The 24,541-nt window shown below is 59.9% G+C and carries 20 protein-coding genes and 1 riboswitch; of the genes, 7 read left to right on the top strand and 13 right to left on the bottom strand.

What is annotated here, in order from left to right:
• Nucleotides 1-43: 43 nt before the first annotated feature.
• Together Q2T52_RS13335 and Q2T52_RS13330 are read right to left on the bottom strand one after the other, a co-directional pair.
• Nucleotides 44-3,514: an ATP-binding protein gene (locus tag Q2T52_RS13335; protein WP_302077224.1), complete on the bottom strand. Its 3,471-nt coding sequence runs from the start codon at nt 3,512-3,514 to the stop codon at nt 44-46.
• Entirely contained in the window at nt 3,514-4,782 is a 1,269-nt protein-coding gene (locus tag Q2T52_RS13330; RefSeq protein WP_302077223.1) for a metallophosphoesterase family protein, read from the bottom strand. The genes Q2T52_RS13335 and Q2T52_RS13330 overlap by 1 nt, the downstream gene beginning before the upstream one ends.
• 137 nt (nt 4,783-4,919) lie before the next feature.
• Nucleotides 4,920-5,132: riboswitch (cobalamin riboswitch) on the top strand.
• Nucleotides 5,133-5,182: 50 nt separating this feature from the next.
• Here Q2T52_RS13330 and Q2T52_RS13325 point away from each other — a divergent pair.
• Nucleotides 5,183-5,863, top strand: coding sequence for an energy-coupling factor ABC transporter permease (locus Q2T52_RS13325; protein WP_302077222.1), 681 nt, complete (start codon nt 5,183-5,185; stop codon nt 5,861-5,863).
• Between the two features lie 97 nt (nt 5,864-5,960).
• On the opposite strand, the gene Q2T52_RS13320 is transcribed toward Q2T52_RS13325, so the two are convergent.
• The gene (locus tag Q2T52_RS13320; protein WP_302077294.1) at nt 5,961-7,094 is read right to left on the bottom strand and encodes a PQQ-dependent sugar dehydrogenase; all 1,134 of its coding nucleotides are present in this window, start codon (nt 7,092-7,094) and stop codon (nt 5,961-5,963) included.
• A gap of 275 nt (nt 7,095-7,369) precedes the next feature.
• On the opposite strand from Q2T52_RS13320, the gene Q2T52_RS13315 reads away from it, so the two are divergent.
• From Q2T52_RS13315 to Q2T52_RS13305, 3 genes are all read left to right on the top strand, one after another.
• Nucleotides 7,370-8,518, top strand: coding sequence for a mandelate racemase family protein (locus tag Q2T52_RS13315; RefSeq protein ID WP_302077221.1), 1,149 nt, complete (start codon nt 7,370-7,372; stop codon nt 8,516-8,518).
• 6 nt (nt 8,519-8,524) lie between these two features.
• Entirely contained in the window at nt 8,525-9,154 is a 630-nt protein-coding gene (locus Q2T52_RS13310) for an SGNH/GDSL hydrolase family protein (protein ID WP_302077220.1), read from the top strand.
• Between the two features lie 81 nt (nt 9,155-9,235).
• Nucleotides 9,236-10,834, top strand: a complete 1,599-nt coding sequence (locus Q2T52_RS13305; protein WP_302077219.1) for an ABC transporter substrate-binding protein — start codon at nt 9,236-9,238, stop codon at nt 10,832-10,834.
• Nucleotides 10,835-10,941: 107 nt separating this feature from the next.
• On the opposite strand, the gene Q2T52_RS13300 is transcribed toward Q2T52_RS13305, so the two are convergent.
• The 6 genes from Q2T52_RS13300 to Q2T52_RS13275 all read right to left on the bottom strand — a co-directional run bounded on the left by Q2T52_RS13300 (nt 10,942) and on the right by Q2T52_RS13275 (nt 15,802).
• The gene (locus tag Q2T52_RS13300; RefSeq protein ID WP_302077218.1) at nt 10,942-11,703 is read right to left on the bottom strand and encodes an ABC transporter ATP-binding protein; all 762 of its coding nucleotides are present in this window, start codon (nt 11,701-11,703) and stop codon (nt 10,942-10,944) included.
• Nucleotides 11,703-12,539, bottom strand: a complete 837-nt coding sequence (locus tag Q2T52_RS13295; protein ID WP_302077217.1) for an ABC transporter ATP-binding protein — start codon at nt 12,537-12,539, stop codon at nt 11,703-11,705. Before Q2T52_RS13295 ends, Q2T52_RS13300 begins: the two co-directional genes overlap by 1 nt.
• A gap of 3 nt (nt 12,540-12,542) precedes the next feature.
• A complete protein-coding gene (locus tag Q2T52_RS13290; RefSeq protein ID WP_302077216.1) occupies nt 12,543-13,427 on the bottom strand; it encodes an ABC transporter permease in 885 nt (294 codons plus the stop codon).
• The gene (locus Q2T52_RS13285; protein ID WP_302077215.1) at nt 13,427-14,449 is read right to left on the bottom strand and encodes an ABC transporter permease; all 1,023 of its coding nucleotides are present in this window, start codon (nt 14,447-14,449) and stop codon (nt 13,427-13,429) included. The genes Q2T52_RS13290 and Q2T52_RS13285 overlap by 1 nt, the downstream gene beginning before the upstream one ends.
• A 213-nt stretch (nt 14,450-14,662) precedes the next feature.
• Nucleotides 14,663-14,977: a cupin domain-containing protein gene (locus Q2T52_RS13280; RefSeq protein WP_302077214.1), complete on the bottom strand. Its 315-nt coding sequence runs from the start codon at nt 14,975-14,977 to the stop codon at nt 14,663-14,665.
• A 69-nt stretch (nt 14,978-15,046) separates the two neighbouring features.
• Nucleotides 15,047-15,802, bottom strand: coding sequence for a FadR/GntR family transcriptional regulator (locus Q2T52_RS13275; protein WP_302077213.1), 756 nt, complete (start codon nt 15,800-15,802; stop codon nt 15,047-15,049).
• Nucleotides 15,803-16,116: 314 nt separating this feature from the next.
• Here Q2T52_RS13275 and Q2T52_RS13270 point away from each other — a divergent pair, with 314 nt between their 5' ends.
• A complete protein-coding gene (locus Q2T52_RS13270) occupies nt 16,117-18,369 on the top strand; it encodes a TonB-dependent hemoglobin/transferrin/lactoferrin family receptor (protein ID WP_302077212.1) in 2,253 nt (750 codons plus the stop codon).
• Between the two features lie 143 nt (nt 18,370-18,512).
• On the opposite strand, the gene Q2T52_RS13265 is transcribed toward Q2T52_RS13270, so the two are convergent.
• The 3 genes from Q2T52_RS13265 to Q2T52_RS13255 are packed head-to-tail and all read right to left on the bottom strand — an operon-like array spanning nt 18,513 to nt 21,292.
• A complete protein-coding gene (locus Q2T52_RS13265) occupies nt 18,513-19,310 on the bottom strand; it encodes a heme ABC transporter ATP-binding protein (protein ID WP_302077211.1) in 798 nt (265 codons plus the stop codon).
• Nucleotides 19,307-20,401 carry a FecCD family ABC transporter permease gene (locus Q2T52_RS13260; RefSeq protein WP_302077210.1) on the bottom strand — a complete coding sequence of 365 codons (1,095 nt, stop codon included), beginning with the start codon at nt 20,399-20,401 and terminating at the stop codon, nt 19,307-19,309. The genes Q2T52_RS13265 and Q2T52_RS13260 overlap by 4 nt, the downstream gene beginning before the upstream one ends.
• The gene (locus Q2T52_RS13255; RefSeq protein ID WP_436799540.1) at nt 20,402-21,292 is read right to left on the bottom strand and encodes a heme/hemin ABC transporter substrate-binding protein; all 891 of its coding nucleotides are present in this window, start codon (nt 21,290-21,292) and stop codon (nt 20,402-20,404) included.
• A 131-nt stretch (nt 21,293-21,423) separates the two neighbouring features.
• On the opposite strand from Q2T52_RS13255, the gene hmuQ reads away from it, so the two are divergent.
• Both hmuQ and hutX read left to right on the top strand, forming a co-directional pair.
• A complete protein-coding gene (hmuQ, locus tag Q2T52_RS13250) occupies nt 21,424-21,771 on the top strand; it encodes a heme-degrading protein HmuQ (RefSeq protein ID WP_302077208.1) in 348 nt (115 codons plus the stop codon).
• Nucleotides 21,768-22,301, top strand: coding sequence for a heme utilization cystosolic carrier protein HutX (hutX, locus tag Q2T52_RS13245; RefSeq protein ID WP_302077206.1), 534 nt, complete (start codon nt 21,768-21,770; stop codon nt 22,299-22,301). The genes hmuQ and hutX overlap by 4 nt, the downstream gene beginning before the upstream one ends.
• A gap of 37 nt (nt 22,302-22,338) precedes the next feature.
• Here the strand turns inward: hutX and Q2T52_RS13240 are convergent, their stop codons facing one another.
• A complete protein-coding gene (locus Q2T52_RS13240; protein ID WP_302077205.1) occupies nt 22,339-24,288 on the bottom strand; it encodes a PAS domain-containing sensor histidine kinase in 1,950 nt (649 codons plus the stop codon).
• Nucleotides 24,289-24,541 lie beyond the last annotated feature (253 nt).

Genomic DNA, 24,541 nt, shown 5'->3' with positions numbered 1-24,541 from the left:
TTTGGCTTGAATCCATAAGAGCACACTGTGATGGCCTTTCCCATCACAGTGCGTGAATTCTGACGCCTGGCACCACCACCTGGGCGATTTCGCACAGATGCCTGTGGTGGGTGAGATAGATCACCTGACCGAGTTGCGCCATCTGGCCGAACAGCCGGAATACTTCCTCCGAGCGGAGTTCGTCGAAGGTTTCCATGATGTCGTCAGCCACGAAGGGAACGGCGGGACGAACTGCCGCGAATTCCTCGTAACCGGCCAGGCGCAGCGCCAGGTAAAGCTGGTAGCGCGTGCCGGTCGACATCGAATCCGAAAGCTTCGACGCACCGTCTTTCGCAACACCGATGAGGATTTCGCGGTCCTTTTCCGGCCGGGTGGTCAGGCCGGAATAGTCGCCTCGCGTGATCTGGCTGAAGGCGTCGGAGGCGCGCGCCATCATCGAGCTTCTGTGCTTGTCCCTGTAGAGGCTGAGGGCCGTTTTGGCGGCCAGCGCACCGGCACGCAATTTCAGATGCCTGACGGCCAGCTCCTCAATCTCTGCCAGAATGGTCGCCCGTCGCGCCTCGATCCGAGCCACGGCATTGTCGCCGCCAACTGCGGCTATCCTGTCGCGCGCCCGCGTCAGCTCCGCATAGAGAACGCGACTGCGTTCGCTCAAATTTTCCAGCCGCTCGCCAAGCTCTGTCTCTTCCCGGCGCACCTCGTCCTGATCCAGCTGGTTCATGAGGTCGCTCGCTTCCTCGAAGGAGTTCAGGGCGAGATCCCGCAGGATTTGTTGGCGCAGCTCTTCGCAACGGTTTTCCAGACGATCCCGCTCGGCCGACCGCTCCAGGGAGGCCGAGACTTCCGAAAGCGTCTCGACGCCGAAGAAGGTGGTGATCTCTGCCCTCTGCTGTTGATGCTCCAGCAGACGCTGGCTAAGACCTTTCCGCTCCTCCTCCGCCTTTGCGCGTTCCGCGTCGCGTGCGCGTCGGTGCTCCTGCGCGCGTTCGGCATCGGCCACCCGCCGCGCCAGCATTTCGGCACTCTCCAGAACCCTCGCGTCATCGGCGATTTCGCCAAGAGCCTGCAGTATGTCACCGACTTCGGTTGCGAATTGCTGGCGATCGCGTTCCATGAAGGCGATGCGCTGGGAAAGCTGGTCCCGCTCGCGAAGAATGGCCGGCAGCTCGGTGAGTGTATCGAGGATGGCCCGGACGGCGGCCGGATCAGTCTGATCGGCAAACCACGTACCCGCCAGTGTGGAGTCCCAGTGTTCTCTCCAGGCATGGTCCTTTGCCTGTGCCTCGCGCCGCTCCTGCTGCCGCTCCGCAACCGCGCGCTTCAGTTCGGCAAGCCGTGCTGTGCGATTTTCCTGCGCCCGGCGGCTGGATTCAGCCTCCGAAAGGCAAGTCACGGCATGTGCGATGAGCCTTCGCGCATCCCATGTCTCGGCGGTGCTCTCTCCCATTTGCGACAGGATTTGCCTGAGCTCACCGAGATCGGTTTCAATATCGCGTCTCAGACTCAAGACCTCGCGCTGGACTAGCCTCGTCTCGTCGGCCACATCAAGCGCTCTTTGCCGGCGTTTCAACCAGGTCTCGGCAATCGTCAGGCTCCGGCCGACTTCGGCTTCCGTGGGCAGCAATTCTGTTGGAAGAGCCTTCACGAGATCGGCCTGCAAGGTGGCCAGCTCTGCTGTGGCTTCCTGATGCAGCACGCTTTCGCGAACCGTCGTGACCTTCAGAAGCCGCAGCTCTTCTTGCGCCTTGCGCAGTTCTGCCAGATCATTGGCGCGGGTAAGACGCGCCGTGGAAAGCTGGTCGTCACGGCGCAGAAGGGCTTCGAATTGTTCCGCGCTCGTGCTCGTCAGCTGCGCCTTATGAAGCGCCCAGGCCTGATCACGTGTTTCACGCAGCTTGGCGGCGGCCTCATCGTCAATGACCTCGCCAGACTTTGAGAGCTCGGAAATCCGCGCCTGCAAATCCAGCTGCCGGCTGCCAAGCTCCCGCAGGCGATCGGTTGCACGCTCTATGCGGCGGGTGATTTCGCTTCCGCGGCTGCGCCAGGATTCCAGATCTGCCGGCGCGGGTACGGACAGGCTTGAGAGATCTTCGAGCGATCCCGCCCATGGCTGCAAGGCCTTGAATGCCCTTGCGCCATCCTCTTGCAATTCGGCGAGGCGGCGTTCTGCAAGCGCAAGCTTTGCCTGTTCGCCTCCCTGCTGCAGGCCCGAAAGCTGCATTTCCAGCTGTTTCAGCTCCGCCTTGCTGATTTCGGAACCCTTGGATGTTTCCGTCTCGGCCTGCGCCGCTTCCAGATCCGATTGAACGCGGAAGTGCTCGCGGTCTGCATTTTTCAGCTCGGCATCGATGCCGGACCGACGCTCGATCAAATCCCTGAGTGTTGCCGTTGTCGCTGCTGAAAGCTGGAGCGACGCGGGGTCGTCCTGATCATTGCGGTCCAGCGCTTTCAAGAGCGCGGCAAGGAGAGCATTCTGTTCCGTCAGCGCGATACGCCGCTTGGGAAGATCGTTTTCTGCCGTCCGATACCGCGCACGGCCATCCTCAAGGGCGGCAATGCGGGAGGCCTGCTCCAGGATGGGGTGATCGACAGTGAAAGCCTCAATCTCCTGAGCCAATCGCTCGATCGATGCATCGAGGCCCGCTGCCTGCGTGTGAAGCCGCGTTTCGTCTCGCAGCAGGTTTTCGAGATTTCTCTGCCATTCGCGTGGCGGGCGCGGCAGCCCCTCATAGGCTGCGAGCTGATCTTCCAGTCGCTGAAGATCGCGGAACGAGGGCAGGGCGCGCAAGGTGCCGGTCAGCCGCTCATGCCGTGTGCGGCTTGCGCTAAGTTCCGCCAGCACCTCCTCATAGGCCTTTTCCGCCTGTGCCTGCGAAGAAACCAGACCTGCAAAGCTCGCGGCATAGGTATCGATAGCGTCACGCTCGCTTTTGAGCTCCGCCAGAGCATGCTTCAATTCCGCCAGCTGCGTATTGCGGGCGCGCTTGCGGTGAAACTGCAGCGCTTCTTCCGACACCTGGGTCAGCGTTCGGCTGACATCGGCGAGCCCCGCGCTGGCGGAAAACAGCAAAGCGCCCAGATCTCCCTTGCTTTCCAGAATTGCTGCGCCGCCTTCCTGCAGGCTGCGATCGTCAAGGGAAAACATGGTGCGGTAGGAATCGCGGCCGAGGCCGCCCATGGCGGACGCCAGCAATGCTTCGTTGACGGGCTGGCCGCAGGCATCGAGCAGGCCGTTTGTGCGCTGCTTCACGCGCACCAGTTCATGGGTGAAACCCGCGATTTCCAGGGCACCACCCACCTGCATGGCATTATAGGCGTGCAGAAAGTTATAGGTGCTGCGCTCCGGTATGCCGAACAGCAGATCGAGATAGGCGGAGAAGGCGGTGGATTTTCCCGCTTCGTTCAGGCCGTAGACGATGTGCAGGTCCGGCGACCCGGCTTTCGCCTCGCCGAAATCAATGACGCGATCAGTAAACTTGCCGTAGCGCGTGAGATCCAGGCGACGCAGACGCATCAGCTCTCTCCCTGATCTTTGGCGGACAGCCGGGCAACAAGCTCTTCGCCGCCATCGCTGATAACGTCGTCCAGAAAGCGCTCCAGTTCTTCCGCGTCGTCTCCGGCAAAGCGGCGGCTTTCCGGTGGAAGATCATCCAGAAGCTCTTCCACCAAAGCGCGCACCTGTTCGCGGTAGGCGCTGGTTCTCATCACGTCCCGGCGCATCAGCTGTCCCAGTTCCACCACCGGGTCTGCGCCTGGCGCAGCCGTTGCTGCTTCCGCAGCGGAGACAGCGAGTTCCAGCTTTTCGATCCAGACATTGCCGGTGCGTTGGCCACGCTGTTCTGCCTCGGTGCGCAGAAGGTCGGCATCGCGGCGCATGCGCCAGGCAAGCGGGGATGCGCCGGTCAGCGTCAGACGCGCCACCAGATGGTCGGAGCGGGTGCGGTCTCGCTCGCGTTCCAGCGCCACGCCAATCAGATTGGCCAGCGCACGCCAATCTTCCGCCTGTGAAATATCGACGGAAATGCGGGCAAACTGTGCGATGCTGGTCAGCCGCTCCTCAACCTCCACCGTCCGGTCGTCGTGGATGGTGACCAGCGAAACGCTCTTCTCTCCGGCTTCGTTGATATCCCGCCCCTGCGGCATGCCGGGCATGATAATGGTTCGCTCACCCGCATGGTGTGTGCGCTGGTGAATATGGCCAAGCGCCCAATAGTCAAAACCGCTGGCGTGCAGTTCTGCCACCGTACATGGGGCATAGGGATCATGACCCGGCGCGCCGGCGAGACTGGTATGCATGATGCCGATATTGGCGGCACCCGCCACGGGCGGCTTGTACTTGGGCAGCAAGCTTTCGGGCGCCTGCGGGCGCGCAAAGCTCAGGCCCTGGATCGCGACGGTGAGGTCCCCATGACGTGCTTCCACGATCTCCGCCCGCCCGCTGAAGATCTTCACCGAGGGCGGCAGGACAAGCTCCTGCGTGATCTTCGACATGGCATCGTGATTGCCACGGATCTTGAACACGGAAATGCTGGCCTGATGCAGGCGCTCCATCTGCGTCGCCAGAAACCGCGCCGTCTTCATGGAGGTCTGTTCGCCGTCATAGAGATCGCCCGCAATAATCAGCGCATCGACGGCCTCATCGATGCAGAGATCGACGATCCTCACCAATGCCTGGCGCGTGGCATCCCCCACCAGTGCCGCAAGCTCCGCGTTGCGGAGCGCAAGCGAACGAAGCGGCGAATCAAGATGGAGATCGGCGGTGTGGACGAACCGGAAAGGCATAGGCGTGGTCTACAGGGGTTTGCGCCCGCCTTCAATATGAACCGTCGAGCAACGACCTTTGTTCTCGGGAGAAGGGCACGGCCCGGATACAACGTTAGGGATAAGCTGTGCCGGTACTTGTAATGCCATGCGTGGGGAAGCTATCATTAGCCGATGGTCCGGATGCCCCTGATAGGGCATTCGGTTAAAAGGGAACATGGTGAGGTGCTGTTTGAGCCCCTATTCCATGGCTGCCCCCGCAACTGTAAGCGGCGAACGACGTCCTGAAGCCACTGATCCATGATGGATTGGGAAGGCGGGCGAAGTGAGGAACCGCAAGCCAGGAGACCTGCCATTACATGCCGGGCGGCAACGCCTGTTTCTCAATTCCAGCCGCGCGGTGGGCGCGAGAGGATCAAAAATGCATATCGAACCCGGCGTCGTTGACGGCGCGAAAATCATCCTGAGCTACGCAACAGCTTCTGTCGCCTTTGGTCTGACGGCCAAAATGGCGGCACAAAGCATTCGGAAAGATGGCGGCGCAGCCGCGCTCGCCATGCGGAGCGTCTTCACCACAGCATTGGTGTTTTGCTTCTTCGAAGTTCTTCCGCATCATCCCGTAGGCGTTTCGGAGGTCCACCTTATTCTGGGCTCCACGCTGCTTCTGCTGTTCGGTGCCGGTGCGGCGTCCATTGGCCTGGCGATGGGGCTGCTTTTGCAGGGACTTTTTTTCGCTCCCTTCGACCTGCCGCAATATGGCATGAACGTGACGACCCTGCTGATGCCGCTTTGGGGTATCAACCTTTTGGCTCGCAGGATCATCACAGCCAGAACGGCCTATGTAGACCTTACCTATGGTCAGGCGTTCAAGCTTTCTACGGCCTATCAGGGAGGCATCGTCGCATGGGTCGCGTTCTGGGCATTGTATGGACACGGCTTCAACATGCAGAACCTTGCCGAGATCAGCTCCTTCGGCCTCGCCTATATGAGCGTCATCCTGGTCGAACCCGTGATTGATCTCGGTGTTTTGGCCGTCGCCAAGGCTCTGGATCGTTTCAGCCGTGGCCCGGTCTTCAGCTATCGGCTTCATCAGGCAGCGTGACGTCTGCTTCGAAAATCGTCACGCCGGAAGAGATCAAATCCATTTGTTGGCCGCTGTCTTTGCAGCGGCCTTCTTCATTCGGAAAACACGCTCCTCTTTACTGTCGAGGCGTCAGCCGTATCAGCTTGCCGGGATTGTTGTCCTCGATCAGCCAAACGGCTCCATCCGGCGCGACGGCCACGTCGCGAATACGGGCTTTCAGGTTCCAGCGGTCAGCTTCGTCCGGTTGGCCCTGGCTGTCGAAGCTTACCCGAACAAGGGACTGAACGCGCAGTCCGCCGATCAGCGCTGATCCGTTCCATTGGGGGAACATGGCGCCCTTGTAGAAGACGAGACCGGCAGGGGCGATAACCGGGTTCCAGTAGAGCAGAGGTGCTGCAAATTCCGGGCGGGTGGAGTGGCGCGGAATGGGCGCACCGCTATATTCATCGCCGTTCGAGACGAGCGGCCAGCCATAGTTCTTCGTCTTCTCGATCAGATTGAGTTCGTCACCGCCCTTCGGCCCCATCTCGTGCAGCCACAGCTTTCCATCCGGCGCGAAGGCAAGGCCGTAGGGGTTGCGATGTCCCGTCGTCCAGGTTTGACCGTCGATGCCGCCCTTTGCGGCATTGGGATTATCCTGCGGCGTGGACCCATCGAGGTTCAGGCGAAGAACCTTGCCGCGCGCCTGTTTTTCATCCTGAGCCGTTGCCGGTTGCATGCGGTCTCCCACGGACAAAAACAGCGTGTCGCCCTTCGGATCGAAGGCGATGATGCCGCCCGGCTGGCCGCCGCCGCCACCGGGCGTCTGGCGCCAAATGACCCTCAGATCGTCGAGATTGGCACTGCCTGACGAAAGGGCCAGCCTGGCACGCGCCAGCACCAGCCGGCTGCCGCCCGTGTCCGGTTCGACATAGCTGAAATAGACAAGCGAGGATCTGGCGAAATCGGGAGCGGGCGCGATGTCCAGAAGGCCATTCTGGCCGGAAGCGGCAACACGCGGCACATTGCCGATCTTCTGCTTTTGTCCGCTCTGGGTGACAAGATAGATGCTGCCTGGCTTTTCGGTGACCAGCAAGCGTCCATCCGGCAGGAAGGCCAGAGCCCAAGGCGTATCGAATTGGGAGATAACCTGAACCTGGAAGGGCTGTGTGGCGCTGGTTGCGTGATTGCCCGCATTGATGCTGGCCGCATTTGTTTGCCCGTGCGTGGCAAGCGCCAGGACCAGTGCCGCCGATGCGGCTGTGAGCATGCGTGTGACCATCGATACCTCCCAAGCGTCCCAATTATTCGGCGGCTTCCATAGATCTCGCCTTGGAGAACATGGCGGCCCACGCGCCTCGCAACAATAGCGCGGGCTCGCAAACTTTCATCAGTGCCACTCATCACTTGTCGATGAAGAGCACGATGAAAGGCGCAATGCATTCGGTCGGTAGTCACGTCAGACAAGTTTGACATACATGTATGGTTTGTGTAGGAATTTACCAGACATGATATGCGCTGACCGCTCAGCTGACAGGATGCCTGATGATCATCACCGAGGTTACCGCCCGTGTGTTCCGCACCACGACCCGCCGCCATTCCGATAGCGCAGGCCACGCGCATCCCGGTCCGCCGCATCAGGTTCAGCAGGCCATACTGACGATCCAGACCGAAGATGGTCAGGAGGGGCATTCCTTTACGGCGCCGGAGATCGTTCGACCGCATGTAATCGACAAGTTCGTCAAGAAGGTGCTGATCGGCCAGGATTACCGTGATCGCGAACGCCTGTGGCAGGATCTGGCGCATTGGCAGCGTGGATCTGCCGCGCAGCTGACGGATCGCACGCTGGCGGTGGTGGATTGCGCGCTCTGGGATCTCGCCGGGCGCGCTTCCAATACACCTGTATACAAGTTGATCGGCGCCTATCGCGACAAGGTGCTCGCCTATGGCTCCATCATGTGTGGCGACGAGCTGGAGGGTGGGCTGGCAACGCCTGAAGATTACGGGCGCTTTGCCGAAGCGCTGGTGAAGCGCGGCTATAAGGGCATCAAGCTGCACACCTGGATGCCGCCAGTCAGCTGGGCGCCGGATGTGAAGATGGACCTGAAGGCCTGCGCAGCGGTGCGCGAGGCCGTCGGCCCGGATATCCGGCTGATGATCGATGCCTTTCACTGGTACTCGCGCACGGATGCTTTGGAACTGGGCCGCGGGCTTGAGAAACTGGGCTTCGACTGGATCGAGGAGCCGATGGATGAGCAATCCATGTCCTCCTATAAATGGCTGGCGGACAATCTCGATATCCCTGTCGTCGGTCCTGAAAGTGCTGCGGGCAAGCATTGGCACCGCGCCGAATGGGTGAAGAGCGGCGCCTGCGACATCCTGCGCACAGGCGTGAATGATGTCGGCGGCATTACCCCGGCGCTGAAAACCATGCGGATGGCCGAATGCTTTGGCATGGAATGCGAGGTGCACGGCAACACCGCCATGAACCTGCATGTGGTGGCCGCCTCCAAGAACTGCCGCTGGTACGAGCGAGGGCTTCTGCACCCCTTCCTCGAATACGACGACGGGCATGACTATCTCAAGTCGCTGTCAGACCCGATGGATCAGGATGGCTATGTGCATGTGCCGGACCGCCCGGGTCTCGGCGAAGAGATTGACTTCGACTTCATTGAAAACAACCGGGTGCAGTGAGGCGCGATGAAGACGGTTCTGGCCTTCGGCGACAGCCTGACCTGGGGTTCCGATCCGGCGACGGGTCTTCGGCATCCTGCAGAATTTCGCTGGCCGGATGTTCTGGAGCGCGGACTGGATGGTCGCGTGAAGATAATTGCGGAAGGGCTTGGCGGTCGCACCACCTGCTATGATGACCACACCGGCCCCTCCTGCCGTAACGGTGCGAAGGCGCTGCAGGTATCGCTGGCGAGCCACATGCCGCTCGATCTTGTCATCATCATGCTGGGGACCAACGATCTCAAAACCGTCTATGGCGGCAAGGCGGAGGCCGCGGTCTCGGGCATGCGACGGCTGGCCGAAATCGTCGAAACATTCCCCTACAAGCCGCGCAGCGCAAAGCCTGCCCTATTGATCGTTGCGCCGCCGCCTTGCGTGGCTGGACCGGATGGTCTGCCTGCGGCAGGCCGCAGCATAGCTGAGTCCGAAAGGCTCGCGCCGCTTTACCAGAAGCTTTCTAGGGAAATCGGATGCTCGTTCTTTGATGCGGGTACGGTTGCGACAGCGTCAGCAATCGATGGCGTACATCTCAGCCAGGATGCAACGGTTGCCATCGGACAGGCGCTGGCAGCGCCGGTTCGTTCCATTCTCGAATGATCCGCTTGCTCTCACGGAGGAGAGACAGCCGGATCGCACAGCAAAGGTGACCATTTGCGATGGCACCAAAAGGGAGGAAACATGAAACACTTCATAGCAGCAGCGGCACTGGGCGCGCTCCTCAGCAGCGTCTCGCCCCTTCCGGTCCTGGCGGATACCCCGAAGGACCAGCTGGTGGTGGCAACCACCCTGAGTAATATCCTGACGCTGGATCCCGCCGCGATCACCGGGCGCGAAACGGTACAGGTTCTGAACAACGTGTATGACACGCTGGTCATGCTGGCGCCGGAGGGGCGGGAGATAAAGCCGCGCCTCGCCGAAAAATGGGAGATCTCCGAGGACCGCAAGTCGATCCGCTTTCACCTGCGCAAGGGGGTGAAGTTCGATTCCGGCAACCCTGTCACGGCACAGGATGTGGCCTGGAGCCTCAAGCGTCTGCTGGTGCGCAACCTGGCGCAATCGTCCTTCCTCAAAACACGTGGCTTCAAGCTGGAGGCGGCGGACAAGCTGTTCGTTGTCGAAAACGAACAGACATTCGTCCTTAATCTGCCCAATCCCGATGATCCCAATCTGCTGCTGATGATCCTCGCGCAGAATGGTCCAGGCTCCATCATCGACAGTAAGACGGTGATGAGCCACGAAAAAGATGGGGACATGGGTGGCGCCTGGCTCACCCTCAATTCCGCCGGTTCCGGCCCGTTCAAGCTCACGCAGTGGAAGTCGAACGAATTCATCATCCTCACCCGCAATGACGGCTATTGGGGGCAGAAGCCTTCCATGCGTCGTGTGCTGATGCGCCACCTGCCCGAATCCCAATCTCAGCGTCTGATGCTGGAGAAGGGGGATATCGATGTTGCCTATTCGCTGCAGGCGCCGGATCTGAAAGCGCTGGAAAGCGACAAGAACGTCAAGATCGAATCGGTGCCTGGCTCCGGCTTCTATTACCTTGCCGTCTCCATGAAGGATGAGCGTTTTGCAAACCGCAAGGTCCGTGAAGCGCTCCGATACCTGATCGATTACAAGGGGTTGGATCAGGCCGTCATGCCCTATTACGGCAAGCTGCATCAGCGCCCCCTCAGCTCGGGCTTCATGGGCTCACTGCCGGATCAGGGCTATACGCTGGATATTCCCAAGGCGAAGGCTTTGCTGGCGGAAGCGGGATATCCCAACGGTTTCCAGACGACGCTGCGCGTTCTCTCGGAAGATCCGTTCCTCAAGGCGGCTACCGCGATCCAGAATACGCTTGCGCAGGCCGGTATCAAGGCAGACCTGATCAGCGGCTCCGGTGACCAGATCTATGGCGCGATGCGTGACCGCAAGTTCGAGCTCGTGGTTGGCCGCGGCGGCGGCGGCCAGCAGCCTCACCCGGACAATAATCTGCGGTCCATGGTCTATAATCCGAACAATTCGGACGATGCCAAGCTGACGAATTATCAGGGTTGGCGGACGAGTTTCTACGATGAGAAGCTGAACAAGATGATCGAGGCCGCCCTCGTTGAGCGGGATGTCGCAAAGCAGACCAAGATGTATGAGGACATTCAGGTCTACATCGATGAGATCGTCCCCTCGATCCAGCCCTTCTCCGAGGTTGAGGACACGGCTGCCTATCGCGCCGAAGTGCAGGGTATGATCGTCAGCCCCTGGCTGTCGCGCTTCGAGGTGATCATCAAAAAGCGATAACCTCGGTTTGATGCTCCCAAGCAGAAGAGGGCGCGTGCCATGCCGGGCACGCGCCCTCTTTGCATATTGCTTTCGATCTGAGATAGCGCGCTTCGTGGAGACGCTCCTCAGGCCGCTCCTTCATATTCCAGGGATGCTGCAATCAACTGGCGGGCATAAGGATGCGTCGCCCGGTTTTTGTCGATCGCATCACGCGGCAGGATTTCCGTCACCTCTCCCCGCAACATGACGGCGAACCGGTCGCACATGTGGTCGACGACCGCGAGGTCATGCGTCACCATGATGTAGGTGAAGCCACGCTCCTCCCGCAGTCTTTGCAGCAGGTTGAGAATTTCCGCCTGCACCGAAACATCAAGCGCAGAGGTGGGTTCATCCAGCAGCAGCAGAGAGGGTTCGAGGATCAGCGCGCGGGCAATAGCGACACGCTGGCGCTGGCCGCCGGACAGCTGATGCGGAAAGCGGTCCAGGAAGGAAACCGGTAGCCCGACATCGGTGATGGCACGCCGCATGCGCTCTTCACGATCCCCGAGCTTATGGATGACAAGCGGTTCGTTCAGTACGGTGCGGACGGATTGGCGCGGGTGGAGCGAGCCGTAAGGATCCTGGAAGACCATCTGCAATGTGCGGCACCGCTCGATGAGAGGCATGTCGCGCACGGAGCGCCCATTGATCAGGACATCACCCTTCCAGAAATCAGTCAGCATCGACATGCAGCGCAGAACCGTCGACTTGCCGGACCCTGACTCGCCCACAAGCCCGAAGCATTCGCCCGGCTGCACTGAGAATGAAACGCCCGGCAGAACCTTCACAGCCGTCGCGCCCTCACCGAAGGTGATGGAAAGATCGCGAACTTCGACGGATACGGACATCAGGCTTTCTCCTCCAGCCATTCGGGTTTGCGATCGAGAACGGCAAGCGGTGCGCGGGAGCCTCCGATGCGGGGCTGCGCGGCCAGCAGCCCCTGAGTGTAGGGATGCTGCGCACTGTCCAGTTCGGAGGCTTGCAGGGTTTCCACCACGCGGCCGGCATACATGATGAGGACACGATCACAGAAATTACGCACGAGGTTGAGGTCATGGCTGATCATGATCAGGCCGATGCCGCGATCACGCACCAGCCCGTCGAGGATATTCAAGACCTGCAGGCGCACCGTCACGTCGAGCGCGGAGGTGGGCTCATCTGCGATGACCAGGTCGGGATCGGCAAGCAGCATCATCGCAATCATCACACGCTGACCCATGCCGCCTGAAATCTCATGCGGATATTGCGCGTAGACCCGCTCCGCGTCGCGGATCTTCACGGCCTCCAGCATGGCAATGGCTTTCTCCCGCGCCTCCCCACGACTGCACTTGAAGTGGCGCAGATAGGTTTCCGCGACCTGGTCGCCGACGCGGCGGATGGGATTCAGCGAAAATTTCGGGTCCTGCAGGATCATCGACATGCGACGCCCGCGCACCTTCAGCATCTCTTTTTCGGAGAGCGCGAGAAGATCGACATCTTCGAACCGCAAGCTATCGGCTGTTATGGTTGCGCCCGGCAGAAGCCGCAGGAGCGCCCGCCCGATCGTGGATTTGCCGGAGCCGGATTCGCCGACGATCCCCAGCCGTTCGCGACCAAGGGTGAAGCTTACGCCGCGAACCGCATCTGTCGACGCACCACCATAGCGGATGCGCAGGTTACGGACATCAAGAATGGTCTTTTCCACGCCTCACCTCTTGTTCATCTGCTTGGGATCGAGCGCGTCACGCAGGCCATCGCCCAGTAGGTTGAAGGACAGGCTGACGGTCAGGATCGCCAGCCCCGGAAAGGTCACCAGCCACCAGTTGTCGAGCATGTAGCGACGGCCGGTGGCAATCATGGCGCCCCATTCCGGCAGCGGAGGCTGCGCGCCGAGGCCCAGAAACCCAAGGCCGGCGGCGGTCAGGATGACGGTTGCCATGTTCAGCGTCAGGCGGATCAGCACCGAGGGCAGGCACATGGGCATGATGGATTTCACGATGATCCTGAGCGGTGACGCCCCCTGCAGTCGGGCGGCTGCGATATAATCCGCCTTGCGAAACGTCATGGCCTCCGCACGGGCCAGGCGGGCGATCGGCGGCCAGGAAGTGAGTGCAATGGCAATGATTGCATTGTTCAGGCTGGGGCCAAGGGCCGCCACGAAGGCAAGCGACAGGATCAGGCTTGGGAAGGAGAGGAAGATATCCGTGATACGCATCAGCACCGTATCGAACTTGCCGCCGAGATAGCCGGCAGAGGCTCCGATCAGCAGCCCCACTGGCCCGACGATGATCGACACGAGAAAGATGATCGTCAGCGTGATCCGTGCGCCATAGACCAGTCGGCTGAAAATGTCGCGGCCCAGTTCGTCGGTGCCGAACAGATGGCCGTTGCCCGGTGGTTTCAGCGTGTTGCCTAGCGCCTGGACGTACGGGTCATGTGTCGCAATCAGAGGCGCAAACAGGGCACAGAGGATCAGCACGGCGAGAACCGCCAGCCCGAAGGCTGAAGTTGGGCTGCGCAGAAGGAAGAGTAGGATGTTCTTGAGCGCGTTCAACCAGCCGGGAAGCGTATGTGTTTCGACTGCGGCACTCATCAGCGTGTCCTCGGGTCAAAGATGCGATACAGGATGTCTGACAACAGGTTGAGGCCGATGAAGATGACACCGATGATCAACACGCAAGTCATGACGGCGTTCATGTCGCCAATAATGAGGTTGCTGGTCAGATAGGACCCGAAGCCCGGCCAGGCGAAAACGGTTTCGATCAGGACAGCACCTTCGAGCAGCGAGCCATAGGCCAGCGCGATAATGGTGACGAGTTGCACGCGGATATTGCCGAAGGCGTGCAGCCAGATCGTCTGGCCGCGCGACAGGCCTTTTACACGGGCTGTCGTCACATATTCCTGGCCCAACTGGTCCAGCATGAAGCTGCGGGTCATGCGGGTGATGTAGGCGGATGACGAATAACCGAGAAGTGTGGCCGGCAGGATCAGGTGGTTGAGCGCCGACCAGAAGACATCCATCTCGCCAGCTCTGAGGCTATCGATCAACAGGAAACCGGTGCGTTCATCCACGAGGCCGATGTAGAACTGGTCCATGCGGCCACTGCCGCCGACGAGATCGAGATGCGCGTAGAAGACAATGAGCGCGATCATACCGGTCCAGAAAATCGGCATGGAATGGCCGAACAGGCTGAATACGCGCACTGCGTGGTCCGGCCAGCGATCCTTGTTGACCGCTGCGAACACGCCCATGGGGATGCCGAGGCAGGCGCCGATGAGAATGGCGAAGGTCGCAAGCTCGATCGTTGCAGGCATGACATGGAGGATGTCCTGGATGACCGGCTGGCCCGTGCGGATGGATGTGCCGAAATTGCCTGTCAGCACATCCCGCATGTAATAGACAAATTGCTCCCAGACAGGTCTATCAAGCCCAAGTGCGTGATAGACCTGTTCGTAGGTTTCGCGGGTTGCATCCTCGCCAACGATGGCCCGCACGGGGTCGGCGGGCATCATGCGGCCTATAAAGAAAGTCAACACCAGCAAGCCCAGCAGCGTGACGATGATGCTACCGAGCTGACCGACCGCACCGCCAAGGCGCAAGCGACTGAATGACATGGGTCCTCCGATACGGTCCGGCATGCATGCCGGCGACAAGCTCCCGTCCTGTCTGACAAGTTTGCCTGAACCTGTCACAGGCGTGGCGAGGTGTCAACCACTGCCGTTGCCTGTGGGTGTTGAAAGCGGTCCAATCGCGGAGAATGTGATCGCGTCAGTGGGGGCGGATCATAGAAGCCGCCTGAGCTGTGGCTTCAATCTTCTTGGACAGGCTTAAAGGAAATCGTCGCGTCTCGGGGTAAAGCAATCAATCAATTCGCCGGCTTCCAGGCATTCGCAGCCATGCTGCACGTTCCCCGGGATGACGAGGCTGTCGCCGACGTTAAGTTCATGGGTTTCGCTGCCGCGGAAGAACCGGAACTTCCCACGCGCTACATAGGTCGACTGGACATGAGGGTGTTGATGAAGCTTTCCTTCCGCCCCTGTCTCAAACTGAAAGGATACCACCATCAACTCGGGTGACTCTGCTAGGACTCGGCGTGTCACGCCGGGATCGGGATAGGCAGCGGGAAAACTGGTTGGCGACATGGAAGACCTCTGATGAGATGATGGACCATCACATCATATATCTTGCCATTCCTGTCTGACAAGGCTTGATCAGGCTTCCCTTGCAGCGCTCGTCGCACTGGTCTGGGACCGCAGCAAAACCTTGTAGCGCTCCAGACTGCCCCGCAGGTGAGACCGCATATGGGCCCGCGCGGTTTCCGCATCGCCTTCAATGATCGCATCAACGATCAGGCCGTGCTCTTCCTGAAGGTGCAGGTTGTAGTCCTTGGGGCGCGAGCCTGGCGGCGAGCCCTGAAGGTCGCCGCGCGGAATGATGCCTTGGCGGATGAGTTGGAGGAATTCTGGAAAACGCCGGTTCTGGGTCGCTTCGGCAATCGCGAAGTGAAGATTGAAATCCGCATCGCGTGTCGGCGCACCTTCGGCCAAACATTGCGCAACCTTTCCATGGGCTTCCAGAATCGCTTCGATCTGGGCGGCCGACCGGCGAGAGGCCGCGAGGCCGGCTGATTCGACCTCGAAGACCGTTCGCAGTTCAAGCAGTTCGATGACGGAGGAAATGCGTTGCGTGGCTAGATCGTCAAAAGGCCGCTGTGGCTCTGTCTTCGCCTGGAGCGCAAAAACGCCCGCGCCCTTGCGCGCCTCGACCAGCCCATCGGCCCGCAGAATAGCAATCGCTTCCCGCACGACGGTGCGGCTGACGGAATATTCGCGTGTCAATTCGCTTTCGCTGGGTAAACGATCTCCAGGGCGAAAAACGCCGCCAAGCAGGTCCTGCCTCAGCGCGGCACTGATCTTGGATGCCAGAGACCGTCCGTCCCGAACCTCCTCATGTGTCGTGGCTGTCATGTCTGCCCCTTGTCGTCAAAGCCTGTCTGATAGGTTTAGCGTTTGCGGAGCAATAAGCCAAGATCTGAAGTCTAAGAGTTATGCCTATGACGATTGATGAACGAAGCCCAACTGGATTTATCGGCTGAAACTGGAGGAAGCCTATGTGGCGGTCGGTGATGCGCTTATTATGTTGACAAAAATCATCATGTTTTTTATTCGACAGGAATAAGGCGCTCGCCGCCGCATTTCATCTTCTGACCGCAACGACGCGCATCTGGCGCGGGCACTGACGTGTGCCCGTGAGCGTCCTTGCCTTGCCGAAAGGGTCCTTTATGCCGAGCCGTACAGTCCGTCTTCTTCTCGCCTGCACCAGCATCATTCCTGTTGGATATGCCTTTGCAGCCCAGGCGGAGGAGAAACCTGCCAACGATACGACTGTGCTGGAGCAGGTTCTCGTGAAGGGGAATCGGGTCTCGGCTCAAAAGGGAGGCGCAACTGACACCCCGCTTGCCACGCAGGTCAGTCGCGAAAAGCTGGATAACAAGCAGATCACCAGTGTTCAGGATCTGGGGCGTGTCGAGGAGCCCGGCGTCAATTTCAACCGGTCGACGGGTGCCGTCAATATCCGTGGCCTTGAAGGCAGCCGCGTACTGACCACGGTCGACGGCATCCCGCTGCCCTATTTGAGCGACACGACCCGTTCGAACACCGGTGGCTCGGACACGGTGAACTTCAGCGCCCTTTCATCTGTCGATGTCATGCGTGGCGCCGATTCCAGCCGCGCTGGCGCTGGCGCGCTGGGTGGCGTGCTGGCCTATCGCACGCTGGAACCGGCCGATCTCATCGGCCAGGGCAAGACATGGGGCGGGGTTGCAAAAACCACCTATGACAGCAGCGACAGAAGCTGGCAGGGTACCGTGGCGGTTGCCACGAAGATCGACGGCACATCCGTCCTTTTCCAGGGGAGCTACAAGAAGGGCCACGAAACCAGCACCAATGGCAGTGTCGGTGGCTATAGCACCACCCGCACCAAGGCCAATCCCTCGGATTTCAACGAGCATAACCTGCTGTTCAAGCTGCGCCAGGAACTGGCGGATGGTCACACGATCGGCTTGACGGCGGAGCGTTATCGCAAGGACCGGGACACGGATGCCCGCACCAACCAGTCCACCACAGGCAATTATCGCCCCGGCAATTACAACACCCAGAAAGATGCCGACCGCGATCGCGTCTCGATCGACTACAAGTATGAGAGCGAAAGCAAGGACAGTTTCATCGATAACGCCTGGGCTTCGCTCTATTACCAGAAGCTCGGTGCTCTCGACGGCTATACGGGGTACCGCTCCACCAGCATCATCGGCCCGATCGTGCGGCGGAACACCACATCAGAACAGGACTACGGTCTGGTCGGCGCCATGCAGAAGTCTGTCGAACTGGGTGGATATAATCATCTCTTCACATTCGGATTCGACCTCGCCACGCTCAGCATGCATCAATACTCGGCGGGCTCCGACAATTGCCCGGCCAAGCCTGCGAGCGGAGTTTACACAGGCGCGTCATCCGGCTGCAACAATCTGCACACCAACCAGGCCGATACGCCGAAGGTGGATGGCAATCGCGTTGGCCTTTACCTGGATGACACGATCGAACTGGGCGCAACCGGCCTCAAGCTCACACCCGGGCTCCGTTTCGACTGGGTTCAGTACGACCCCAAGATGACGGATGCGTTTGCCCGAAACGCCAGCAAGCCGAGCCTGCCGGGTTCGTTCGAGGATACGGCCGTGTCGCCGAAGGTCCGCCTCGGTTATGATCTCGCGCCGCAGACGGAAATCTACGCGCAGTGGGCCATGGGCTTCCGTGCGCCGACCGCCAACGAACTCTACAGCCGCTTTGGCGCCGACGGGACCTATCTGCGCATCGGCAACAGCGATCTTGAATCCGAGACGAGCAACGGCTTTGAACTCGGTGCGAACCTGGGTGACGAACGCTTCGGCGGGCGCATTAGTCTCTTCTATAACCGCTACAAGAACTTCATCGACAGCCGCAGCCTGACGGCCGCCGAAGCCGCTGCAATCGGCCTCAACCTCAACGACTACCGCCAGGGCGGCATCACCCAGTTCCGCAACATCAATGATGCCGAGATCTATGGTCTCGAAGTGTCCGGCCATAAGGTCTTCGACAGCGGTTTCCGTATCGGTGGCAGCCTTGCGGCGCTGAGCAGCAAGGATCTCGACAACGACACCTTCATCCGCTCGGTCGCACCGCTGAAAGCCGTGGCAAGCTTCGGATACGATACGGAGCATTGGGGTGTCGGCGTTGACGTGATCGGCGTTGCGCAGTCCAAGAAGGATGACGGCAAGGGCGGCACCTACTTCCAGACGCCGGGCTACGGTCTTGTGGATCTGACCGCCTGGTGGGAGCCGGAGCAGGCCAAGGGGCTGCGCATCAATGCCGGGATCTATAACGTCTTTGACAAGACCTATTACGACTATAGCACCGTCAGAACCAACTCAGCCACGCAGGCACGCGAATACTATTCGGAAAGCGGTCGCAGCTTCAAGATCTCGCTAACGCAGCGGTTCTGAGCAGACACAAACTAGTCGCTCGAAGACCATTCTTCGAGCGGCTCAATTTGACTTGGAAAGTTGATCGGCCCTGCACTCGAACAAGGTGCAGGGCCTTCGTCTATACCGGAAAGGATTGTCGTCGTTTGAGGCGGCTTGGACCGTTACAAGTCGAGGCCGCCGATATGCCGTGATTGCGGCAGAACGAATGGCACGGATGCCTGCGGCAGGCGATTAACCGCGCCGCCAATGCCATAGACTTCCCGGATGATATCGTCGGTCATGGTCTGCTGAGTGCTGCCTTTGGCAATGATGCGGCCATGGCTCAGCACCACGACCTGATCGGCGAATTCCGCGGTCAGGTTCAGATCATGCAGAATGGTCAGAACGATCCCGCCACTGCGGGCAAAGGCCTTGGCGATTTCGAGAACGCCGATCTGATGGCGAAGATCAAGGCTTGCCGTTGGCTCATCCAGAAACAGCGCACATGGTCTCCCGGCTTCCAACGGCTGGGGCACCTGCGCAAGTGCGCGTGCGAACTGAACGCGCTGCTGTTCGCCGCCCGACAGGGAGGAAAAGGAACGCGCCTCAAAGCCGGAAAGCCCCACACGCGCAAGTGCTGAACGTGCGGCAAGACCGGGTTCGGTCGCACCATAGGCGACGGCGCCCATGCGAACGATCTCAAGTGCCGTGAAGGGAAAGGCAAGTTCTGTTGCCTGTGGCAGGACAGCGCGTTGAGCAGCAAGCGAGACTGCGTCCTGCGTGTGGATATCGTGTCCATGATAGGTCACGCCGCCTGCACTGGGTTTGATGTCTCCCGACAGGCATTTCAAAAGCGTCGACTTGCCGGCACCGTTTGGCCCGACGACGACCGTCAGAGAGCCGGGCACAAGGGCGATGCTGACTTCGTCAAGCAGTGTGCGTCCCTGCCGTATGACCGTTATGTTGCGTGCGTCGATCATGACAGGTCTCCGCTGCCACGCCCGTTCCGTTTCCCAATCAGCAGGAAAAGAAACACGGGCGCACCAAAGAGGGCTGTGACAATGCCGATCGGTAGTTCGGCCGGTGCTGCAATGGTGCGTGCCACACTGTCGGCCAGAAGCAGAAGCGTTGCGCCGCCGATGGCGGAAGCCGGCAGCAGAAAGCGATGCGACGGGCCGATGACGAGCCGCAACAGATGCGGCACGACGATGCCTACAAAGCCGATGGAGCCGGCGACCGCTACGGTTGCACCGCAGGCGGCGGCGACGGCGAGGATCACCAGCCGCTTTATGCGCTGGACCCGAATGCCCATGTGGAAGGCTGCGGCATCCCCCAGCACCAATGCATCCAGCCCGCGCGCAACCATGGGTGTGATGACAGTCAGCAGAATCACGAAGGGCAGAACGGAGAGAACCCGGGGATAGGTCGAGCCGCTGAGCGAGCCAAGGCTCCAGAAGGTAATATCACGCAGCTGCCGATCATCGGCGACGAAAATCAGAAGACCTGTCAAGGCGCCGCTCATCGCACCGACCGCAATGCCGGACAGAACGAGCGTGCTGGTATTGGTGTAGCCGCCGCGGGTGGCGATCTTGTACAGCAGCCACGTATTGATCAGTCCGCCCATGAAGGCCATCAGCGTGATCATCTGATTGCCGAGCAGCGCGGACACAGGCGCGAGAATACTGCCGCCGAGAACGATCGCCGTCACGGCAAACAGGGCAGCACCCGATGTGACGCCGACAATGCCGGGATCGGCCAGCGGGTTGCGGAACAGGCCCTGCATCATGGCGCCCGATACGGCAAGTCCCGCTCCGACAAGGATTGCCATTGCGGTGCGGGGAAGGCGGACCGCCTCCACCACCACGCGCTCCTGCAGGGTCAGTTCAGAACCCCGCCCGGTCAGGTAGAGCCACAGATGATGGAGGTCGACGCTGGAGGACCCTTGCGACAGCGACACCGCAGATGCGATCACCAGAAGCAGCAGCAGAATGACGATGACCCGCATGCCCTGGCGCGACCGGTCACCATCAGGCTCCGCCACGGAAAACACCGAGGGCAGGGCACGCAGCATTTACGGGCTCCCCGGATAAAGCTGCTTTCTCAACGCTCTAGCGGCATCGGGTGTTCGCGGTCCAAAGCCGGTGACGAGCAGGCCGTCCATCTGTAGGAAGGCGCGTGTCTGCGCGGCAGGGGAGGATTGAAGGGCGGGAACGGAAAACACCTGGTCCGCCGTCAGCAGGTGGTTGCCCCCATCCATGGAGAGAACGAAATCCGGCTTTGCGGCAATCACGGCTTCATCGGTCAGCGGCTTGTAGCCGGATATTTCCTGCGCGGCATTGACGCCGCCCGCGAGCTCGATGAGAGCGGCGGCCTCCGTATTGCGTCCCCCGGCAATCACGCGGCCATTGGCAAGCGATAAAATGAAAAGCACGCGTTTGGGCGGGCCTGAAAGCTTCGCATTCTCATCCTGCACCGCCTTCAGGGCCGTACGGTTTTGGGCGGCGAGTGTCTGCGCTGCCGTTTCAAGGCCGACCGCGCGACCGATCGCTTCAATCTTTTCGGCGATTGCCTCGCCGCGTGGCTCGGAGCGGATCGTGATCATCGGAATGCCGCTCGCCTGCAAAACCGCAAGGGCATTCGGTGGGCCGGATCCTTCCTGCAAGAGAATGAGGTCCGGGTTCTGCGCAATGATCCCTTCCGGCGAAAGCGCCCGCATATAGCCCACATCGGTCTTCTGTCGCGCGGCGGCCGGGTGAATGCTGGTGGCGTCTACGGCCACGATCCGGCTTTCCGCCCCCAGCGCGTAGAGAATTTCGGTCACGGTACCGCCAACGGAAACAATGCGCTTGGCATCCGGATAGCGGCTTTCAGCGGCAAATGTCGTGTCTGGGCGAAAAGCAATGAAGAGTGCGAAGGCTGCCAAAACGCAGTGCCCGAGCCGCCGACGCTGAACAGAAAACAAGACCACAAGGCCTCCCTTCGACCATCCATTGAATGGTCATTGAAGTTGACTATTTTTTTCAACTATTAGGCCTTTCCAAGTTTGGGGGCAATAGATATCTTGAGTATCTAACACCAGTTATGGGGACTAGAATGTATATTGCAATGAACCGTTTTCGCGTCGTCCGGGGCTATGAGGAGGCGTTCGAGGACATCTGGCGCACGCGCGAACGCCATCTTTCCAAGCGGCCGGGTTATGTGGAATTCCACATGTTGCGTGGCGCCAGCCAAGACGACCACACGCTTTACGCCTCCCACACCGTATGGGAAACTTTCGAAGATTTTCGCGCCTGGACCAATTCCGAAGAGTTTCGCGCGGCGCATGCGCGCGCAGGGCAGGAAGGCCGTCCGAAAGTGGAATATATCGCAGGCCCGCATTTCGAGGGTTTCGAGGTCATCATTCATGAAGCCCGTGACGGAGAAAAGGCTGAGGCAGCATGAGTAGTCCGGTTTTGGCAAGCACGAACACCAACGACGATCGGCGTCAGCGCGCACTGGCGGCGCTGGCAGAAAAGCCTGATGGCGTGGTGGAGGCCATCGCTAGCAAGGCCGACGTGACGCCCTCCGAGATCCTTGCAATCTTGCCGGAGGGTGCTGCGCTGACCGTCGATGCGGCCGCCTTCAACGACATCTGGACGGAGCTTGGAAACTGGGGCGAGGTTCTGCTGATCGTCCACACAGAGGATATCGTTCTCGAGGTGACGGGCAGCCTGCCTGCCGGCAGCGAGGGCCATGGCTGGTTCAATATCCACGGCGACAGCCCTATCGGCGGGCATATCCGCAAGGAAAATTGCGCCGGGATCACCTTTGTCGACAGGGCCTTCCATGGGCGCCGCTCCTGCTCGATCTGGTTCATGAATGCGGCAGGCTTTGCCATGTTCAAGGTGTTCGTGCGCCGTAACGAGGCGCGCGAGCTGATCGGCGAACAACTGGCTCTCTTCGAATCGCTCAAGGCGCGCTATCAGCGCTGACCTTCAATCACCGGCGATCTTGGCCGCCGGTGATAGTTTACGCCGCCTCGTTTTCCGCCGCCTTGCAGGGCAGCTCGATTTCCACGACCGCACCGCTGTCACTGGGTGCGTTGGATATGGTGATTGTTCCGTGATGTGCTGAAATGATGGACCGGCACATGGCAAGGCCCAGGCCCATGCCGTTGGTCTTGGTGGACCTGAACGGCTTGAACAGCTCCTCACCCACCTGGCTGCCGAGCCCGGTTCCGGAATCCTCGAACCGTATTTTCAGGCACCCACTCTCGACCATCGTCGAGATCGTCAGGACCTTCGGGCGCGTCGCGCTTGATGTAATCGCGTGGATCGCATTGGAAATGATGTTCAAGAAGGCTTGTTGGAGCAGCACCTTGTCTCCGACGACCACCGCGGCCTGCGCGTCGAGTTTCAAGACCAGTCTTATATCCTGAGCCGTCAGTTCCGGCCGGCGCAGATGAATTGCTTCCGTCAGGGCCGGATCGACAGCCACATCGGCCGCATCCCACTGGGTATTTCCAAGCAGGATGCGAACGCGTTTGATGACATGAGCGGCAAGGTCGACGGAAAGTGCCGCATCATCGAGGGCCAGTCTGGTTTCCTCCAGATTGGGCGGATCGTGTTTCAGCCAGCTTTGAGCGGCGTTGATGAAGGTGGTGATGGCAGCCAGCGGCTGGTTGACCTCATGGGCAATGGAGGCGGAAATCTCGCCAACCATGGCAACCCTGGCAGCCTGCTCCAGATCGCGACGGAAAGATTCCTTGGCAACTTCGAATTCAAGCCTTTCCCGCAGATCGATCACGCTGCCCTGAATACGGTCCAGACCTTTCCCGTCTGCCGGGAAGTTCAATGAAACAACGACCGGGATCTTGGTTCCTCGTCTGTCGACGACAGTGGTCTCAGCGGTGAAGCTTTCCAGTTCCTCATCAAGCGCGATCAGGCAGGAGACGAAACTCTCGTCCGTCTCTGGAAGCAAGGTCCCGAGATGAGAATGGAACTGCGCCTTTGAAGGGAAGTCGAGCAGCTTCAGGGCGGTCTGGTTCACATCCGTGATGCGCACAAGTTGCCGCGTTCTGGCGACAAATTCCGGGTGGTCGTCAAGATAATTGCGCAGATGGGTGACGCCGCTGGCTCTCAGGGCCAGCAACTCCGCTTTGACAGCCGTGAAGTCATGTTCCCAGATGGCCACTGCCAGTGTTTGAAAGATGGTATGATAGCGAGTTTCACTTGCCTGGATCGCCAACTCCGCGGCCTTGCGCTCCGAGACATCGATAGCCGTCTCGAGGATGCTGATGGGTGTGCGATTGCTGTCGAGATCCAGGCGCCATCGGCTAAAGAGGAAGCATTTGCGCCCGTCAGGCAACGTGACTTCAAGCTCCCCCTCCCAATGGCCAGAGGAATAGAGTGCGTGCTCCGCATGCCGCCTTCCGCGTGGGAAATGCATCTGAAACAGATCTTCCACCTGCCGGCCAACGGCATCCTCAGCCTTTACGCCGTAGAGCAGTTCAGCGCCTCGGCTCCACTGGATGACGACACCCTTTTCGTTGCGTAGAAAGATGGCCGCTCTGGCCATTTCCAGAAGCCGTGCCTGTATCTCCAGGGCTTTCTGGTCCTGACTTCGCTCGACGGCCAGCAGTGTCGTCATCGCATTGGCAGACAGGCTGAAGAGCAATCTCAGTACACCGGCGGCATCAAACGGTGGCGCATGCACATAGAGAAAGCTCGCGATAGAAAGAAAACCGCAGGCGCCAGCGGTCAGCTTGATGCCGCGTGCATCGGTAATATCCGCGATCATTACGATCACCAGGACGTAGGCGATGGCTACGGCGCTACCGATTGACGTCAGCGTATCGATCAGAAAAATAATGATCGCCAGTACGATCGCAATTGCCCAGCGCAGCCGATCCGTCTTCATCGCAGTGTGTTCCTCGCGACGGATGTTCTGACTGAGTGTGGTTTTTTCGACGGCCGCCATGCAACTTTCCGCCCACGTGTGCGGGGCTAGTCCTGAGTGGCAACACATTGCGCCGTCAGCCGACGGAAATATTGAAACATGGGCTCACCTTTTGCACATTTATGACATTAGCCTGCTCTAAAGATCCAAGACGTGCAAAAATGTACAATACGCAAGAATTCGAGAGTGCTATTCAAGCAGGGTGATTGTCTCCGTGCAGATCCTGCCGGATGTAATTCCCCGGACACTGAAGCCAACCTCAGGACCGGTCACG

The organism is Rhizobium oryzicola, from assembly GCF_030504645.1.
Classification (GTDB): Bacteria; Pseudomonadota; Alphaproteobacteria; order Rhizobiales; family Rhizobiaceae; genus Neorhizobium; species Neorhizobium oryzicola.
This window is presented reverse-complemented; position numbering and strand designations above follow the sequence as displayed.

Bases quoted from the DNA above. Each gene is read 5' to 3' on its own strand.
- Q2T52_RS13325 (WP_302077222.1), top strand. From the start codon at position 5,183: ATGCATATCGAACCCGGCGTCGTTGACGGCGCGAAAATCATCCTGAGC.
- Q2T52_RS13260 (WP_302077210.1), bottom strand. From the start codon at position 20,401: ATGCTGCGTGCCCTGCCCTCGGTGTTTTCCGTGGCGGAGCCTGATGGT.
- Q2T52_RS13335 (WP_302077224.1), bottom strand. From the start codon at position 3,514: ATGCGTCTGCGTCGCCTGGATCTCACGCGCTACGGCAAGTTTACTGAT.
- Q2T52_RS13300 (WP_302077218.1), bottom strand. From the start codon at position 11,703: ATGTCCGTATCCGTCGAAGTTCGCGATCTTTCCATCACCTTCGGTGAG.
- Q2T52_RS13275 (WP_302077213.1), bottom strand. From the start codon at position 15,802: ATGACAGCCACGACACATGAGGAGGTTCGGGACGGACGGTCTCTGGCA.
- Q2T52_RS13310 (WP_302077220.1), top strand. From the start codon at position 8,525: ATGAAGACGGTTCTGGCCTTCGGCGACAGCCTGACCTGGGGTTCCGAT.
- Q2T52_RS13240 (WP_302077205.1), bottom strand. From the start codon at position 24,288: ATGGCGGCCGTCGAAAAAACCACACTCAGTCAGAACATCCGTCGCGAG.
- Q2T52_RS13305 (WP_302077219.1), top strand. From the start codon at position 9,236: ATGAAACACTTCATAGCAGCAGCGGCACTGGGCGCGCTCCTCAGCAGC.
- hutX (WP_302077206.1), top strand. From the start codon at position 21,768: ATGAGTAGTCCGGTTTTGGCAAGCACGAACACCAACGACGATCGGCGT.
- Q2T52_RS13270 (WP_302077212.1), top strand. From the start codon at position 16,117: ATGCCGAGCCGTACAGTCCGTCTTCTTCTCGCCTGCACCAGCATCATT.
- Q2T52_RS13280 (WP_302077214.1), bottom strand. From the start codon at position 14,977: ATGTCGCCAACCAGTTTTCCCGCTGCCTATCCCGATCCCGGCGTGACA.
- Q2T52_RS13265 (WP_302077211.1), bottom strand. From the start codon at position 19,310: ATGATCGACGCACGCAACATAACGGTCATACGGCAGGGACGCACACTG.
- Q2T52_RS13315 (WP_302077221.1), top strand. From the start codon at position 7,370: ATGATCATCACCGAGGTTACCGCCCGTGTGTTCCGCACCACGACCCGC.
- Q2T52_RS13320 (WP_302077294.1), bottom strand. From the start codon at position 7,094: ATGCTCACAGCCGCATCGGCGGCACTGGTCCTGGCGCTTGCCACGCAC.
- Q2T52_RS13290 (WP_302077216.1), bottom strand. From the start codon at position 13,427: ATGAGTGCCGCAGTCGAAACACATACGCTTCCCGGCTGGTTGAACGCG.
- hmuQ (WP_302077208.1), top strand. From the start codon at position 21,424: ATGTATATTGCAATGAACCGTTTTCGCGTCGTCCGGGGCTATGAGGAG.
- Q2T52_RS13330 (WP_302077223.1), bottom strand. From the start codon at position 4,782: ATGCCTTTCCGGTTCGTCCACACCGCCGATCTCCATCTTGATTCGCCG.
- Q2T52_RS13285 (WP_302077215.1), bottom strand. From the start codon at position 14,449: ATGTCATTCAGTCGCTTGCGCCTTGGCGGTGCGGTCGGTCAGCTCGGT.